Source organism: Xanthobacter variabilis, assembly GCF_043831965.2.
Lineage (GTDB): Bacteria > Pseudomonadota > Alphaproteobacteria > Rhizobiales > Xanthobacteraceae > Xanthobacter.
Window position 1 is genome coordinate 1,893,088 of sequence record NZ_CM195533.1, and the last position, 15,389, is coordinate 1,908,476.

The following is a 15,389-nucleotide window of genomic DNA, read 5'->3' on the forward strand; positions in this document are numbered from 1 at the left end:
GGCCGCGGCTCAATGCGCGCGCCACAGCAGGGCGAGCAAGGCGGCCGCGACCAGCCAGAGCGCAAGCAGCGCAGCCAGCACCGCGCCGGCGCCGCCCGTGGCCATGAGCTGGGCCGCCACCAGGGGCGCGAGGGCCTGGGCCAGCAGGGCCGGGCGCGCAAGCCGGCCGGCGAGCACCGGGTAGCGCTCGGCTCCCAGAACCGCCAGCGGCACCGTGCCCTTCGCGATCGAGAAAATGCCGTTTCCCGCGCCATAGGCGGCGAGCGCGATGGCGATGATGGGCAGCCCCAGTGCCAGCAGCATAAGCCCGAGGCCGATCAGCGCCACGGCCCACACCATGGTCCATAGCGGGTGGTGCCGCCCGCCGCTGAGCTGCTCGATGATGCGTGCGAACACCTGCGCGGGCCCGATGGCCGCACCCGCCGCCACCGCCTCCGCGAGGCTGAAGCCACGGGATTGCAGCAGCGCGAGCACCTGCACCGACATGGCGGAGGCAATGGCGCCGGCCAGCGTGATGATGCCAGCCAGCAGCAGGAACGCCTTCAGATCTCTCCCCCGCAGCGCTCCGGCCGGCCGCGGTGCGGCGGTGCCGGCCACCGCGCCGCGCGGGGCGATGGCGGGGATGTACGTGGCCACCAACGGCAGGCACAGGACCACGTGCAGCCCCGCATAAGCGAGGCAGGTGCCGCGCCAGCCGATCTTCGTTTCCAGAAAGGCGGAGAGCGGCCAGCATACGGTGCTGGCAAAACCGCCCCAGAGGGTGAGCAGGGTGATGGGGCGCCGGGCCGTTGCGCCGTGCAGCCGGCCCAGGGTGGCGAAGGCGGCGTCATAGAGGCTTGCCGCCATGCCCGCGCCCATCACGCACCAGCCGAGGGCGAAGATCGCCGGGTTTGGCGCAAGGGCGAGAATGACGAGCCCCGCCGCCAGCAGCGCGCACCCGGCGCCCAGCACCGGCCGGCCGCCATGGGCCTCGATCAAGGCGCCGATGCGCGGCGAGACGAGCCCCGCCACCAGGAGCCCCAGGGAGAGGCTGCCCATCACCCATTGCGCCGGCCAGCCGGTGTCGCGGGCGATGGGCGCCGCGAGCACCGCCAGCAGGTAGAAGGAGGAGCCCCAGGCGAAGATCTGGACGATGCCGAGGGCGGCGATGAGCCGGCGCCCGGCGGTCGGCTCCGGGCCGGGGGACACGACGGGGGCGGCTGTGCTCACCGCACGGCCGCGCCGAGGGCCAGCCTCTCTTCCAGCTTCGCGGCCTCTTCCTTGCGCTCGCTGTAGCGGTCGGTCAGATAGGGGGAGATGTCGCGGGTGAGGAGGGTGAACTTCATCAGCTCTTCCATCACGTCCACCACCCGGTCGTAATAGGCGGAGGGCTTCATCCGCCCCTCGTCGTCGAACTCGGCATAGGCCTTCGCCACCGAGGACTGGTTGGGGATGGTGAGCATGCGCATCCACCGGCCGAGAATGCGCATCTGGTTGACCGCGTTGAAGGATTGCGAGCCGCCGCACACCTGCATCACGGCCAGGGTGCGGCCCTGGGTGGGGCGGATGGCGCCGAGGGACAGGGGGATCCAGTCGATCTGCGCCTTCATCACCGCGCTCATGGCGCCATGCCGCTCCGGGCTGCACCACACCTGGCCCTCGGACCAGAGCACCAGTTCACGCAGCTCCTGCACCTTCGGGTGCTCCACCGGCTCTGCGTCCGGCAGGGGTAGGCCATCGGCGTGGAACACCCGCGTCTCGGCGCCGAGGCGGCGCAGCAGGCGCTCCGCCTCCAACGTCAGGAGGCGCGAATAGGAGCGCTCCCGCAGCGAGCCGTAGAGCAGCAGAATGCGCGGGGGATGGCGCGAGGGCGCCGCGGGGATCAGCCGGTCGAGGGTGGGGATGTCGAGCAGGGCGGCATCCACATTGGGCAGGGTGTCGTGGGTCACTGCGTGCTCCTCGCGGGCGCGCGGGTTGCGGCCTCGCCTTCATACCAGCGCTTGGAGCGGTTCACGATCCACACCACGGACAGCATCACCGGCACCTCGATCAGCACGCCCACCACCGTGGCGAGCGCCGCGCCCGATGTGAAGCCGAACAGCGAGATGGCCGCGGCCACTGCCAGCTCGAAGAAGTTCGAGGCGCCGATGAGGGCGGACGGGCCCGCCACGCAGTGCGCCTCGCCGGCCATGCGGTTCAGCACATAAGCGAGGCCGGCATTGAAATAGACCTGAATCAGGATCGGCACCGCCAGCAGCGCGATGACCAAGGGCTGGGCGATGATGGCCTCGCCCTGGAAGCCGAACAGCAGCACCAGGGTGGCGAGCAGCGCCACCAGCGACAGCGGGCCGAGCCGCGACAGGAGCCGTTCCAGCGCCTGCGGGCCCCCATGCGCCAGCACCCGGCCTCGCAGCAGCTGCGCCACGATCACCGGCACGACGATGTAGAGCACCACGGAGAGCACCAGCGTGCCCCACGGCACGGTAATGGCGGAAAGGCCCAGCAGCAGGCCCACGATGGGCGCGAACGCCACCACCATGATGGCATCGTTGAGGGCGACCTGCGACAGGGTGAAGTGCGGCTCGCCCCGGGTCAGGTTCGACCACACGAACACCATGGCGGTACAGGGCGCCGCCGCCAGCAGGATGAGGCCGGCGATATAGCTGTCGATCTGGTCCGCCGGCAGCAGCGGGCGAAACAGCCAGCCGATGAACAGCCAGCCCAGGAATGCCATGGAGAAGGGCTTCACCGCCCAGTTGACCAGCAGCGTGACGCCGATGCCGCGCCAGTGCTTGCCCACCTGACCGAGGGCGGCGAAATCGATGCGCAGCAGCATGGGCACGATCATCAGCCAGATGAGCACCGCCACCGGCAGGTTCACCTGCGCCACCTCGACAGCGCCGATGGCCTGGAACACCGCCGGGGCGAGATGGCCGAGGATGACGCCGGCGACGATGCACAGGCCCACCCACACGGTGAGATACCGTTCAAACAGGGACATGCGTGTCTCCTTGGGATCAGCCAGCGATGCGGTCGCCGGCCGCGTCCACCACCTGTTCGCCGTCTTCCTTGGTGAAGGCGCCCTGCTGCGGTGGCAGCAGCTCCAGCACCAGCTCGGACGGTCGGCACAGGCGCACGCCCTTGGGGGACACCACGAGGGGACGGTTGATGAGGATGGGATGGGCCATCATGGCATCCAGCAGCGCCTCGTCGGACAGGGCCGGGTCGCCGAGGCCGAGCTCTGCATAGGGCGTGCCCTTCTCGCGCAGCACATCGCGCACCCGAAGGCCGGCGCGGGCGATGAGCTGCCGCAGCAGCTCACGCGCGGGCGGCGTCTTCAGATATTCCACCACGTGCGGCTCAATGCCGGAATTGCGGATCATCGCCAAGGTGTTGCGCGAGGTGCCGCAGGCCGGGTTGTGATAGATGACCACATCCATGGCGGCCTCACGCGACATGGGGGCGGGGCGCGGTGGCGCCGTCCAGCTGGCCGATCTCGCGCAGGCGGCTGCCGAGAGCGAGGCGGTCCAGCTTGGCAATGGGCAGTGCGGTAAACGCCGAAATGCGGTTCTTCAGATAGCGGAAGGCGGCATTGAAGGCCGCCTCCTTCTGAATGTCGGTGCCCTCCACCGCGGCGGGGTCCTCGATGCCCCAATGGGCCGTCATGGGCTGGCCCGGCCAGATGGGGCAGGCCTCGCCGGCGGCGTTGTCGCAGACGGTGAAGACGAAATCCATCACCGGCGCGCCCGGCTCAGCGAACTCCAGCCAGCTCTTGGAGCGAAAGCCCTCGGACGGGTAGCCGGCCGCCCGCAGCGCCCGCAGCGCGAATGGGTTCACCTCTCCCTTGGGGGCGCTGCCCGCGGAAAAGGCGCGGAAGTGGTCCGCGCCATCGCGGGCCAGGATGCTCTCGGCAAGGATGGAGCGCGCGGAGTTGCCGGTGCACAGGAACAGCACATTGTAGATGCGCGGGGGCGTGGCGTCAGGCATGGGTTTCCTCGGCCTCGGGTTCACAGGAGCACGAAAGGGCGGCGACAGCGGGGGTGCAGACGTCCGGATGGCCGTTGCAGCAATCCTTCATCAGGAAGGCGACGAGGTCCGACAGCGCCGGATAGACCGCGCTGTAGATGATGGAGCGGCCCTCCCGGCGCGAGCGCGCCAGACCCGCCTGCTCCAGATGGGCAAGATGGAAAGACAGGCGCGAGGAGGAGGCGCCGCCGATGGCCTCGCCGATGGCGCCGGCCGCCAGACCCTCCGGCCCGGCCTGCACCAGAAGGCGCACGATCCGCAGCCGCGTCTCCTGCGACAGCGCGGCAAAGGCGGCAAGGGCTTGAGCTTCGTCCATTCCTCAATATCTCAATTGAGATTGAATTATTGAATTCATATGCCGTTCTCGGCCGCCGCGCAAGAGGCCGAGGCAAGAGGCCCCGGCAAGAGGCCCCGGCAAGAGGCCGGGGGAGGGGCCGGGAAGCGGCCGGCAGGGGCGGGAACAGCGGGCCCGTTGCCGCCATGCGGGATGGAGCGGAGCCCCTGTGCTGCGCTATAGCTCCATGCCCTGACCGTGGTGGGCATTCTCCCCCTCGGCCGCCCTGTCGGTCGGCGCGGGGCCATGCGCCGCCTGCCCAAAGCCCAAGGCCGAGATGCCCCAGCTGCCTTCCGCCCCCGATCCGTCCGGATCCCTTGTCGAGCGCCTGTCTCTCCCGCCCTATCGCGCGGGGGCCCTCGACGGGCTCGCCTTCACGGTGAAGGACAATATCGACATTGCCGGCCATCGAACCTCATTTGGCAGTCCGGCGTGGCGCGACGCGCATCCGGCACCGCGCCACCATGCGCTGTGCGTGGACCAGCTGCTGGCGGCGGGCGCGCGATGCGTGGGCAAGGTGGTGGCCGACGAGTTCACCTACAGCCTGGACGGCGAGAGCGCGTTTTTCGGAACGCCGCGAAACGCCAGGGCCCCGGAACGCATTCCCGGCGGCTCCTCCAGCGGGTCGGCGGCATCGGTGGCGAACGGGATCGCGGATTTTTCCATTGGCACCGATTCCGGCGGCTCCATCCGCGTGCCGGCCAGCCTCTGCGGCCTCTGGGGCATGCGGCCTTCCCTGCACCGGATCTCGGAAGCCGGGGTCCTGCCCTTCATGCCCAGCGTGAGCACTGTGGGGGCGCTGGCGTCGCGCTTCGATATTCTTGAGCGGGCGATGCGGGTGCTGCTGCGCAGCTGCGCGGGCTCACTGGCGCCCCTGCGGCGCATCGTGGTGTTGCAGGATGCCCTCGACATCGCCGACGCGGCCGTGCGCGAGGCCGCCGAGCGGCTGCTGGCGGGCTGCGCGGCGCGGACCGGAATCCGGTTCGAACGGTTGACGTTCGCGCAGATCGCCAATGTCGGGATGAGCCTCTCCGACTGCAACGAAAGGGCCCTCAGGGATCTGCAGACGGCGGAATTTCAGTGCACGGTCAGCAACTGGATCGAGAATGAGCAGCCGGAGCTCGGCTTCACCTTCTCCATGGCCTATCAGAACGTGCTGAAGTTCGATCGCATCGCCGCGCTCGACAGCCTGGCGCGGTGCGAGCAGCTGTTCGCGGCCATCAACGCCTTTCTGGCCGCGGGCACCGTCATCTGCTTCCCCACCACGCCGGTGATCGCGCCGCTGAAGGGCTCGCTTCGCACCCTGGAGGCGGTCGGCGATTTCTATGGGCGAACCATGGCGATCACGGCCTTTGCCGGTGTCGGCCGTCTGCCGGAGATCTCGGCGCCGCTGCTGAGCGTCGAGAATTGCCCGGTCGGCTTGTCCTTCGCCGCGGGCCATTACCAGGATGAATTCCTGCTACGCGCGGTGCGGGAGATGGTCGCCACCGGGTGAGCGAGGACTGGCCCCGCCCACCCGGTCCGGTTCACGCGGTGCGGATGGTCTGCAGGAAGCGTCGCATCTGCGCCTCGAGCTGGGTGGCCTGGTCGGAGAGGGCGGCCGCAGCGGTGAGCACGTGGCCGGCGGATTCGCCCGTCTCGTCGGCGGTCTGGGCCACCTTGGAGATGTGGGCGCTCACGGTATTGGTGCCGGTGGCGGCCTGATCCACGTTGCGGGCGATCTCGCGCGTCGCGACGCCTTGCTCCTCCACCGCGGCGGAGATGCTGGAGGCGACATCGTTCATTTTGCGGATCTGGCTGCCGACGGTCTCGATGACCTGCACGGCGTGCTTGGTGCTGGCCTGGATGGCGCCGATCTGGCTTTCGATATCCTCCGTCGCCTTCGCGGTCTGGGTGGCGAGGGCCTTCACCTCGGAGGCGACCACGGCGAAGCCCTTGCCGGCATCTCCGGCGCGGGCCGCCTCGATGGTGGCGTTGAGGGCGAGCAGGTTGGTCTGCCCGGCGATGCTGGAGATGAGGCCGACAACGTCGCCGATCCGCGAGGCGGCCTGGGCGAGGTCCTGCATCGCCTGTCCGGTCTTCTCCGCCTCGGCGACGGCCACGTCGGACATCTGGGCGGACTGCTGCACCTGGCGGCCGATCTCGTCCACGGAGGAACCGAGCTCCTCGGCCGAGGAGGCGACCATCACCACATTGGTGGAGGCCTGCTCGGCGGCGGCAGCGACGGCGGTGGACTGCTCCGACGTGCGGCGCGCGGCCTCCGCCATGGCGCGGGCGGTGCCGTGCAGCTGGCCGGACGCGGAGGCGACGCCGCCGATGATGGCGCCGACCGCGCTTTCAAACTCGCCGGCGAGCTTCATCATGCTCTCGCGGCGCTCCAGTTCGGCCCGCTCGCGGGCCGCGCCGGCCTCGGCCTCAAGTGCGGCGTTGCGGGCCATTTCCTCCTTGAAGACGAGCATGGCCTTCGCCATGCCGCCAATCTCGTCGCGGCGTTGGGTGTTGGGAATGGCGATGGAGAGCTGGCCCCCCGCGAGCGCCTCCATGGCGGCGGTGAGATGGGAAATGGGGCGCGTTACCCGCTCGACGACCACGAACAGCCCCACCAGTCCCACGCCCAGCGCCAGCACCAGAAGACCGGCATAGGACAGCAGGGTGGACCAGGAGTGCGCGGCGATGGCGCCGGCCTCGTCGGCGAGGCTGTCCATGGCCGCCAGGCCCACGGCGGCCAGGTTCTCCAGCGAGGCGATGGACTTGGAGCGCCACACTTCGGTGTCGATGTTGGGCAGCGTGCCGGCGGAAAGCTCCTCGGTCAGCTTCTGCCGCAGGGCCGCCGTCTCGCCGGAGAAATAGACCTCGTCGGCGGCGCCGATGGCGGTCTTCAGCGTCGCCGGCATGTCCGATCCCTCGGCCATGGACTGCACTTCGCTCCACGCGGTCTGAACCTTCGCGTTCTGCTCGGCCAAGGCGAGGCTCTTGGCGGTGGTGAACGGGGTCTTGGTGCGCAGCGCGGCGCTGATGAGAAGGGAGGCGTCACCCGCAGCCACGCGCGCAGTGCCGGCGGCGGAGCGCAGCACGATAAAGCGCAGCAGGCTGGGCTCCAGCCCGCGAATTTCGCGCTCCACGGCCACCGTGGCCTGCTCCAGCTGGCCCAGAATGGCATGGGATTCGGTGATCACGCGGCCGGCGAGCTTGGTGTCCCGGGCCTCGACCGGCAGCCGCAGGGCGGCATCCACTTCCGAGCGCTGCCGGCCGATGGCCGAAACGATGGAATTCAGGCGTTCCGCCACGGCCTGCGCGGCGGGCTGATCGATCTCGTTGAGCTGGGCGAGGGCTTCGCTGAGGCCCTTATCCGCGGTGGCGCGGCGCTCCATCATCTTGCTGATGACGGGCTGCGCCTTGTCCGCCGACAGCGGCAGGACCGAGCCCACATCCGCGCGCTCCACCCGATAGGCCGAATAGGCGCTGAACAGGCCCTGGTCCGCGCGCACATAGGTGGCGGCGGCATCGGCGCTCTGGTTGCGGCCATATGCGGAGATGAGCGAACTGACGCTGATGGCAGCCAGAATCGCCGCGATCGCCGAGAAAAGGACGATCAGCGTAGTCTTGATCGAAAAATTCATGCCCTGTCTCCCCCTACTTAAGCAGGTAGGGGGCAGGGCTGTCCTGAGGCTTGCGTTCACCCCGGCCTCGCGGCCCGCGTGAGGGCGGGCCATGGGGCTGCCGTCAGGCCGCGCGGATCCAGTCCTTGGCGACTTCCGCATCGGCAAGGGCGAACACCTTGACCTCGGCCGGCATCATGAAGCGGAAAAACTCGGTCGCCTGCCGCAGCCACGCGACGTCGGTAACCACGGCGACCTTGTCCCAGCCGGTGAGATGGGCCATCCCCATCCTGAAGTCGGCCCACATGGCGCCGGGTTCGAAACCGGAGAAGTCGCCACCCACCTCATAATAGACGCGGACCTTGGCCTGGCCCGCGAAGGCGGCCTCGATCCTTGGCGTCAGCACGGCATCGTAATCGTGTTTGGTGACTTCGCCGGACGCGCGGATGGCCACGACGTTCAAGGGGAAGCCTTCGAGCAGCTCGATCATTCCACCCTCCCTTTGTCCGCCGGCTGCGCTTGCGAGCCGGCCCGAGGCAGATGCGGCGGGAAGCACTATCCCCCTCCCGACGCGGGCGGCAAAGTCAAATTGCGGGTGGCGGTAGCGGTCACGGGGGCGGGTCCTCGGCGGGTGGCGCCGTGGCGTATCGGGCGGGCGGCGAATATGATCGTCTTTCCGCTTCAGGAGAGGCGAAAAGGGAGGCGCGGAGAGCGCGCGGGCCTTGCGGCGCGCGGGCGACCTTTCTTCCGCGGAAGTGGAGTGGGCGTGATCCGTCGTTTCGACAGTCTTGCGACGCGCACCGCGGTGGTGGCGGTGGTGGGCATCGTCGCGGTCCATCTGGCCAGCCTGTGGACCTACCAGCACGCCATGGAGCGCGAGCGCCACGTCGCCCACACAGCGCGGCTGGCGGAGCAGCTGGCCTCGGTGAAGCGGGCGCTGGCCCTCGTGCCTCCCGCCGAGCGGGAGAATGTGGCCCATGACCTCTCCGGCGGCGCCATCGATGCCCATTGGAGCCGTGACCCCATCGCCGCGGCGGGCCGCCCGCTGCGGCCCGCTGAGCAGAGCCTGGTGGACGAGGTGCACGCTCTGGTGCCCGAGCTGGCACCGGATGATGTGCTGATCGGGGCCGGGGCGGACCCCCATCTGGCGGTGGCCTCCCTGCGCCTGCCGGACGGAAGCTGGGCCAATGTGCGCCTGTTCGCCTCGCCGCCGCAGGTGGATGCCGGCCATGGCTCAGTGCTGTCCACGAGTCTCATGGCGCTGGGCGTCCTTCTCATCTCGCTCGCCATCTCGGCCTGGCTCACCCGGCCGCTTCGGGCCATGGCGGGCGCGGTGGCGCGGGCGCGGGCCGATCGCCCGCTCGCGCCGCTACCGGAGACCGGCCCGCGGGAGGTGCGCGAGCTGGCCCACGCCTTCAACGGAATGCAGGCCCGCATCGCCGACCTGATCCGCCGGCGCACCCAGGCCCTGGCGGCGGTGTCCCATGACCTGCGCACGCCCATGACCCGCCTGCGCTTCCATGCGGAAGACGTGGCGGACCGGGCCCTGAGGGATGCGCTGGTGGCCGATATTTCCGAGATGGAGCAGATGGTCGAGGCGACGCTCTCTTATCTGCGCGGGGAGAGCGCCGACGAGCCCGCGCGCCCCATCGATCTCGTCGCCCTGCTGGACACCATCGTCAACGACGCCCATGACCAAGGGCGGGACGTCACCCTCGACGCGCCGGCAACGCTGGTGGTCGCCGGCCGTCTCATCGCCTTGAAGCGGGCGCTGACGAACCTTGTGCAAAATGCCCTTGCCTATGGCGGCTGCGCCCGTCTCGAGCTGAGGCAGGAGGGTGCGGATGCGGTGCTCACCATCCGCGACGAGGGGCCCGGCATTCCCGAAGACCAGCTCGCGGCGGTCATGGAGCCGTTCGTGCGCCTCGAAAGCTCGCGCAGCCGCGCCACCGGCGGCGTCGGCCTCGGTCTCACCATCGCCCAGGCGGCGGTGCGCAGCCATGGGGGCACCCTCACCCTCGCCAATCGCCCCCGGGGCGGGCTCGAGGTGAGGGTCGTGCTGCCCAAGGGGCGCGTTGAAACAAACTGATACAGAAGCGATACGCGGCGTGACAGGCCGCGCGCTATCAGCCTTCCGGACGGACCAGCAAACGGACGGATCAAGGCATGGTGCGACAGTTGGCGCGGTGGTCGGCGCAAGCCTGGGGTGGCGTGATTGGCGCCCTGCTCGTGGCGGCGAGCCTGGCGGGAAGCGCCCGCGCCCATGAAGGGCACGACCACGGCCCGCCGCCGCCCGCCGCCTCCCAAAGCCTCGCGCCGCGCGCTGAAGCGGCCTCCGCCGCCTTCGAGCTGGTGGCCGTGCTGCGGGGCAATGAGCTGCGCATTTTCCTCGATCGCTTCGCGGACAATGCCCCGGTGGAGGGCGCCACCATAGAGGTGGATACCCCCGCCGGCACCACGACGGCGCGGCCCGCCGCGCCGGGCACTTATGTGCTGCCCGCGGGCGCCCTCGCAGCGCCGGGCGCGCATGATCTCGCCTTCACCGTCACCGCGGGCGACGCCGTGGACCTCCTGGCCGCCACGCTCACGGTTCCCGCCGCCAAGGAGAGCACGACATCGCCCCCGTCACCGCCGGAACGGGCCGCGCTGGCGCAGATGGGCGGGCAGGGCCTCAGCCTCCTCGCCGGGGTGGGGATCGGCTTTGTTGCCGGTGTGCTGCTGATGGCGCTGCGGCGGCGGACGGCGGCGCTCCTGCTCCTCGCGGGCCTCATCACCCCCCTCAGCCTCTTGTCCCCCTTGGCCCGCGCCGCCGACAGCGCGCCGAAGGCGGTGCCCCGCGATGCCGCCCAGAGGCTTGCCGATGGCGCGGTGCTCCTGCCGAAGCCGAGCCAGCGCATTCTCGGAGTGCGCACCCTCGTCGCCTCCGCCGGCGACTTCCCCCGCGTGGTGGAGCTGCCGGGCCGGGTGATCCCCGATGCCAATGCCAGCGGCCTGGTGCAGACCGCCGTGGGCGGGCGCCTCGCGCCGCCGGAAGGCGGTTTCAAGGCCCTGGGCACGCGGGTGAAGGCGGGCGACGTGCTGGCCTTTGTCCATCCGCCCATCGCCGCATCCGACCTCAAGGACCTGCAGCAGCAGGGCTATGAGCTGGACCAGCAGCTCGCCATCGTGCAGCGCCGCTATGACCGGCTCTCCGCCATCAAGGACGCGGTCACCGCCCGGGAGGTGGAGGAGACGGAACTGGAGCTGAAGGGGCTGAAGACCCGCCGCGCCAATCTGGAGCGGGTGCAGCGCGAGCCCGAGGCGCTGCGCGCGCCGGTGGCCGGTGTCATCGCCAGCGCCGATGCGGTGGCCGGCCAGATGGCTGATCCCAACACGGTGGTGTTCCGCATCATCGATCCTGATCGGCTGTGGGTGGAGGCCCTGAGCTTCGAGCCCGATGCGGGCCGCGACGGCGCGCAGGGCCGACTTGCCGATGGCCGCCCGGTGGCGCTGGCTTTCCTTGGCGCCGGGCTGTCGGACCGCAATCAGGCGATGCCGATCCAGTTCGCCATCACCCATGACAGCCAGGGGCTGCGGGTCGGCCAGCGCCTCACGGTGCTGGCGGCGTCCGGCGCGCCGCGCACGGGCATCGCCCTCCCGCGCGAGGCGGTGGTGCGCGGGGCCAACGGCGAGGCCGTCGTCTACGAGCACACGCGCGCCGAGCTGTTCGTGCCCCGCGAGGTGCGGGTGGAGCCGCTGGATGCCACCCGCATGCTGGTGGTCGCCGGGCTGGAGCCCGGCCGCCGCGTGGTGACCGCCGGCGCCGAGCTCATCGGCCAGGTCCGCTGAGGTCGCCGCCGTGTTCACATTCCTGGTCTCCCACTCCTTGCGCAACCGGCTCCTGGTGCTGGTGCTCGCCGCCGTCCTCGTGCTCTACGGCGCCTTCGCGGCGACCCGCCTGCCGGTGGACGTGCTGCCCGACCTCAACCGCCCCACCGTCACCATCATGACGGAGGCGGAAGGCCTTGCGCCCGCAGAGGTGGAACAACTCGTCAGCGTGCCGCTGGAAACGGCACTGGCCGGCCTGCCGGGGCTCATGCGCCTGCGCTCCATCTCCGGGGTCGGCCTGTCCGTGCTCTATGTGGAGTTCGACTACGGCACCGACATCTATCGCAACCGCCAGCAGATCGCCGAGCGCCTCGCTCTGGTGCGCGACCGGCTGCCGGCGAACGTGGCGCCGCAGATGGGGCCCATCAGCTCCATCATGGGGCAGATCCTCATGTTCGCGGTGACCAGCAAAACGGCGTCGCCCATGGCGGTGCGGGAGGTGGCGGATTTCGTTATCCGCCCGCGCCTGCTCTCCATTCCCGGCATCGCCCAGGTGATCCCCATGGGGGGAGAGGTGCGCCAGTTCCGCGTGTCTCCGGACCTCGCGGCCCTGCGGGCCTATGGCATCTCGCTCGACGCGCTGGAGGCGGCGCTCAGCCGGTTCGGCACCAATTCCGGCGGTGGTTTCGCCGACCAGAGCGGGCGGGAATTCCTGATCCGCAACCTCGCCCGCACCCTGAGCCTCGACGATCTCAAGGGCCTGGCGCTGCCCCGGCCCGGCGGCGGCACCGTCTATCTCCACCAGATCGCGGAGGTGGATTATGGGGCCCGGCTGAAGCGGGGGGATGCGGGCTATATGGGCCAGCCGGCGGTCATCCTCTCCGTGGAGAAGCAGCCGGAGGTGGACACGCTGGCGCTGACCCGCGCCGTGGAAGATGCGGTCGCGGACCTCAACCGCACCCTGCCGGACGGCATCCGCATGTCCGCGCCCGTGTTCCGGCAGGCGGATTTCATCTCCGCCTCCATCGGCAATGTGGAGAAAGTGCTGGTGGAGGCCATGGCGGTGGTGGCCGTGGTGCTGTTCGCCTTTCTGCTCAACTGGCGCACCACCTTCATCTCGCTCACCGCCATCCCGGTCTCGATCCTCACCACAGCCATCGTCTTCCACGCCTTCGGGCTCACCATCAACACCATGACCCTGGGCGGCCTCGCCATCGCCATTGGCGAGCTGGTGGACGATGCGGTGGTGGACGTGGAAAACATCTTCCGCCGCCTCAGGGAGAATGCGGCGGCGGCCGTGCCGCGCCCGGTGTTCGATGTGGTGGTGGCGGCGAGCCGCGAGGTGCGCTCGGGCATCGTCTATGCCACCCTCATCATCGTCCTGGTGTTCGTGCCCCTGTTCGCCTTGCCGGGTATCGAGGGGCGGCTCTTCGCCCCGCTCGGGCAGGCCTATATCGTCTCCATCCTGGCGAGCCTGTTCGTCTCCATCACCCTCACGCCGGTGCTGGCCTTTTACCTGCTGCCTGCCATCGCCCGCCGGAGCGCCCATGGGCAGCGCGATGGCGCCCTGGTGCGCGGCCTGAAGCGGGGCTATGGCGCTGTTCTGTCCCGGGCTTTCCGGCGCCCGCGCCTCGTGATGGGGGCCACGGCCGTGCTCTTCATCGCCGCGCTGGGGGCGGCGGCCAGCCTGCCGCGGGCCTTCCTGCCCCCCTTCAACGAGGGCTCGCTGACCATCTCCATGTCGTTCCGGCCGGGCCTGTCCCTGGCCGAAAGCAACCGCATGGGGCTGGTGGCGGAACAGCTCATCCTGGAAGTGCCGGAGGTGAAGGCCGTGGGCCGCCGCACCGGCCGGGCGGAGCTGGACGAGCACGCGGAGGGCGTCCACGCCTCGGAGATCGAAGTGGATCTCGCCCCCTCCGCCCGCAGCCGCGCCCAGATCACCGCCGACATCCGCGACCGGCTCGCGGTGCTGCCCGCCGCCTTCAATGTGGGCCAGCCCATTTCCCACCGGCTCGACCACATGCTGTCGGGCGTGCGCGCCGAGATCGCGCTCAAGCTGTTCGGCGATGATCTCGACACCCTGCGGGCCAGCGCCGAGGAGCTGCGCACCCGCCTCGCCGCCATTCCCGGCCTCGTGGATCTGCAGGTGGAACGCCAGACGCGGGTGCCCGAGCTGGCAGTGCGCGTGGATTATGAGCGCGCCGCCCTCCAGGGCCTCCAGCCGGCCCAGGTGACGGGCGCGCTGGAGCGGCTTTCCAATGGCCGCGTGGTCTCCCGCCTCGTGGACGGCACCCGCAGCTTTGACCTGGTGCTACGGCTCAATGACGGGGAACGCACCACGGCGGGCCTCTCTGGCCTCCTCATCGAAACCCCCTCGGGCTGGGTACCCATTTCCGAAATGGCGGAGGTGAAGGAGACGGACGGGCCAAACCAGATCCTGCGCGAGGGTGGGCGTCGGCGCATCGTGGTGCTTGCCAACACGAACGGCACCCGCGACATGGCCGCCATCGTCGCCGACATGCGCCGGGTGCTGGCGGCGGCGGCGCTGCCTCCGGGTGTGTCCGCCAGCCTGGAGGGCACCTTCGCGGCGCAGGAAGAGTCCATGCGCACCATCGGCGCGCTATCGGCGGTGTCGCTGCTGCTGGTGTTCGCGGTGCTTTATAGCCGCTACCGCTCGGCGCTGTTCGCTTTGGTCATCATGGGCAGCGTGCCGCTGGCGCTCATCGGCGCGGTGGTGGCCCTGTGGCTCGCCGGCCAGCCGCTCTCGGTCGCGAGCATGATCGGTTTCGTGACGCTGACGGGCATCGCGGCGCGCAACGGCATCCTCAAGATCAGCCACATCATCAATCTCGCCATCGAACACGGCATGACCTTCGGCCCCGAGCTCGTCCGGCGCGGCAGCCTGGAGCGCCTCACGCCGGTGCTGATGACCGCCACTTCGGCCGGCATCGCCCTTGTGCCGCTCATGAGCGGGGCGGAGGTGCCCGGCAAGGAGATCCTCCACCCGGTGGCCATCACCATCTTCGGCGGCCTCGTCAGCGCCACGCTGCTCGACGCCGTGCTCACCCCCGTCCTCGTCCTGCGCTACGGCCGCGCCTCCCTGGAGCGGCTCGTGGCGGCGGCGCCGCCGGCCACCCCTTCCGCCGCGCCGGCGACGCCCGCCGACGCCTTCTGACCGGAGCCTTCCATGACCCGCCGCATCCTCCCCGTTTTCGTCGCCGTCGCGCTTTTCGCCGCGCCGCTTGTCGCTCCTCCCGCCTTCGCCCATGAGCCGGGCGCGGGCGCCCATGGCGGGGTGCGGGTGGATGCGGGCCATCTCCATGCCGAGCTGGTGGCCGACGGCAGCCCCGCCGTCTCGGTCTTCCTCTCCAATGGGGCGGACAAGCCCATTTCCGCCGAGGGCTACAAGGCCAACGCCATCCTGCTGGTGAATGGCAAGACGCAGCGCTTTGCCCTCACCCCCGCCGGTGACGGCCGCCTGTCGGGCACGGCGGCCGAGCCCGTGCCCCATGGGGTGAAGGGGGTGGTGCAGATCACCGCGCCCGACGGCTCCACGGCCCAAGCCAAGTACTGAGGCCAAGTATCGAGGCCAGCTTCTAAGCCCATCCCTCCCTTTGCGGGCGCCTTCAGGGCCCTGCCGGAGA

The 15,389-nt window shown here is 70.2% G+C and carries 13 protein-coding genes; 5 read left to right on the forward strand and 8 right to left on the reverse strand.

Translation table 11 applies throughout. The features are described from left to right. Nucleotides 1-9: 9 nt before the first annotated feature. Genes V5F26_RS08230 through V5F26_RS08255 form a run of 6 tightly spaced genes read right to left on the reverse strand, consistent with a single transcriptional unit; the run spans nucleotide 10 to nucleotide 4,321 of the window. Entirely contained in the window at nucleotides 10-1,209 is a 1,200-nt protein-coding gene (locus tag V5F26_RS08230; RefSeq protein ID WP_394947538.1) for an MFS transporter, read from the reverse strand. Continuing rightward, nucleotides 1,206-1,928 carry an arsenical resistance protein ArsH gene (gene arsH / locus V5F26_RS08235; RefSeq protein WP_394054868.1) on the reverse strand — a complete coding sequence of 241 codons (723 nt, stop codon included), beginning with the start codon at nucleotides 1,926-1,928 and terminating at the stop codon, nucleotides 1,206-1,208. The genes V5F26_RS08230 and arsH overlap by 4 nt, the downstream gene beginning before the upstream one ends. Further along, the gene (gene arsB / locus V5F26_RS08240) at nucleotides 1,925-2,980 is read right to left on the reverse strand and encodes an ACR3 family arsenite efflux transporter (RefSeq protein WP_394947537.1); all 1,056 of its coding nucleotides are present in this window, start codon (nucleotides 2,978-2,980) and stop codon (nucleotides 1,925-1,927) included. Before arsB ends, arsH begins: the two co-directional genes overlap by 4 nt. 16 nt (nucleotides 2,981-2,996) lie before the next feature. Next, a complete protein-coding gene (gene arsC, locus V5F26_RS08245; protein WP_394054865.1) occupies nucleotides 2,997-3,419 on the reverse strand; it encodes an arsenate reductase (glutaredoxin) in 423 nt (140 codons plus the stop codon). A 7-nt stretch (nucleotides 3,420-3,426) separates the two neighbouring features. Next, nucleotides 3,427-3,966, reverse strand: a complete 540-nt coding sequence (locus tag V5F26_RS08250) for an arsenate reductase ArsC (protein ID WP_394947536.1) — start codon at nucleotides 3,964-3,966, stop codon at nucleotides 3,427-3,429. After that, nucleotides 3,959-4,321 (reverse strand): ArsR/SmtB family transcription factor, encoded by a 363-nt coding sequence (locus V5F26_RS08255; RefSeq protein WP_234051424.1) that lies wholly within the window; start codon nucleotides 4,319-4,321, stop codon nucleotides 3,959-3,961. The genes V5F26_RS08250 and V5F26_RS08255 overlap by 8 nt, the downstream gene beginning before the upstream one ends. A 295-nt stretch (nucleotides 4,322-4,616) precedes the next feature. Between V5F26_RS08255 and V5F26_RS08260 the strand changes: the two genes are divergently transcribed. Beyond that, nucleotides 4,617-5,834: an amidase family protein gene (locus V5F26_RS08260; protein ID WP_394947535.1), complete on the forward strand. Its 1,218-nt coding sequence runs from the start codon at nucleotides 4,617-4,619 to the stop codon at nucleotides 5,832-5,834. A 31-nt stretch (nucleotides 5,835-5,865) separates the two neighbouring features. On the opposite strand, the gene V5F26_RS08265 is transcribed toward V5F26_RS08260, so the two are convergent. Both V5F26_RS08265 and V5F26_RS08270 read right to left on the reverse strand, forming a co-directional pair. Continuing rightward, nucleotides 5,866-7,959: a methyl-accepting chemotaxis protein gene (locus V5F26_RS08265; protein WP_394947534.1), complete on the reverse strand. Its 2,094-nt coding sequence runs from the start codon at nucleotides 7,957-7,959 to the stop codon at nucleotides 5,866-5,868. Between the two features lie 103 nt (nucleotides 7,960-8,062). Beyond that, the gene (locus tag V5F26_RS08270) at nucleotides 8,063-8,428 is read right to left on the reverse strand and encodes a SpoIIAA family protein (protein ID WP_394947533.1); all 366 of its coding nucleotides are present in this window, start codon (nucleotides 8,426-8,428) and stop codon (nucleotides 8,063-8,065) included. Nucleotides 8,429-8,704: 276 nt separating this feature from the next. Here V5F26_RS08270 and V5F26_RS08275 point away from each other — a divergent pair, with 276 nt between their 5' ends. The 4 genes from V5F26_RS08275 to V5F26_RS08290 all read left to right on the forward strand — a co-directional run bounded on the left by V5F26_RS08275 (nucleotide 8,705) and on the right by V5F26_RS08290 (nucleotide 15,319). Further along, a complete protein-coding gene (locus tag V5F26_RS08275; protein ID WP_394054857.1) occupies nucleotides 8,705-10,027 on the forward strand; it encodes an ATP-binding protein in 1,323 nt (440 codons plus the stop codon). 77 nt (nucleotides 10,028-10,104) lie between these two features. Continuing rightward, nucleotides 10,105-11,766, forward strand: a complete 1,662-nt coding sequence (locus V5F26_RS08280) for an efflux RND transporter periplasmic adaptor subunit (RefSeq protein ID WP_394947532.1) — start codon at nucleotides 10,105-10,107, stop codon at nucleotides 11,764-11,766. Nucleotides 11,767-11,776: 10 nt separating this feature from the next. Next, nucleotides 11,777-14,920 carry an efflux RND transporter permease subunit gene (locus V5F26_RS08285; RefSeq protein ID WP_394947531.1) on the forward strand — a complete coding sequence of 1,048 codons (3,144 nt, stop codon included), beginning with the start codon at nucleotides 11,777-11,779 and terminating at the stop codon, nucleotides 14,918-14,920. 12 nt (nucleotides 14,921-14,932) lie between these two features. After that, complete coding sequence (locus V5F26_RS08290; protein WP_394947530.1) at nucleotides 14,933-15,319, forward strand: hypothetical protein; 387 nt, start codon at nucleotides 14,933-14,935, stop codon at nucleotides 15,317-15,319. Nucleotides 15,320-15,389 lie beyond the last annotated feature (70 nt).

Coding starts and splice junctions, on each gene's coding strand:
- arsB (WP_394947537.1), bottom strand. CDS start 2,980: ATGTCCCTGTTTGAACGGTATCTCACCGTGTGGGTGGGCCTGTGCATC.
- arsC (WP_394054865.1), bottom strand. CDS start 3,419: ATGGATGTGGTCATCTATCACAACCCGGCCTGCGGCACCTCGCGCAAC.
- V5F26_RS08250 (WP_394947536.1), bottom strand. CDS start 3,966: ATGCCTGACGCCACGCCCCCGCGCATCTACAATGTGCTGTTCCTGTGC.
- V5F26_RS08255 (WP_234051424.1), bottom strand. CDS start 4,321: ATGGACGAAGCTCAAGCCCTTGCCGCCTTTGCCGCGCTGTCGCAGGAG.
- V5F26_RS08260 (WP_394947535.1), top strand. CDS start 4,617: ATGCCCCAGCTGCCTTCCGCCCCCGATCCGTCCGGATCCCTTGTCGAG.
- V5F26_RS08265 (WP_394947534.1), bottom strand. CDS start 7,959: ATGAATTTTTCGATCAAGACTACGCTGATCGTCCTTTTCTCGGCGATC.
- V5F26_RS08270 (WP_394947533.1), bottom strand. CDS start 8,428: ATGATCGAGCTGCTCGAAGGCTTCCCCTTGAACGTCGTGGCCATCCGC.
- V5F26_RS08280 (WP_394947532.1), top strand. CDS start 10,105: ATGGTGCGACAGTTGGCGCGGTGGTCGGCGCAAGCCTGGGGTGGCGTG.
- V5F26_RS08290 (WP_394947530.1), top strand. CDS start 14,933: ATGACCCGCCGCATCCTCCCCGTTTTCGTCGCCGTCGCGCTTTTCGCC.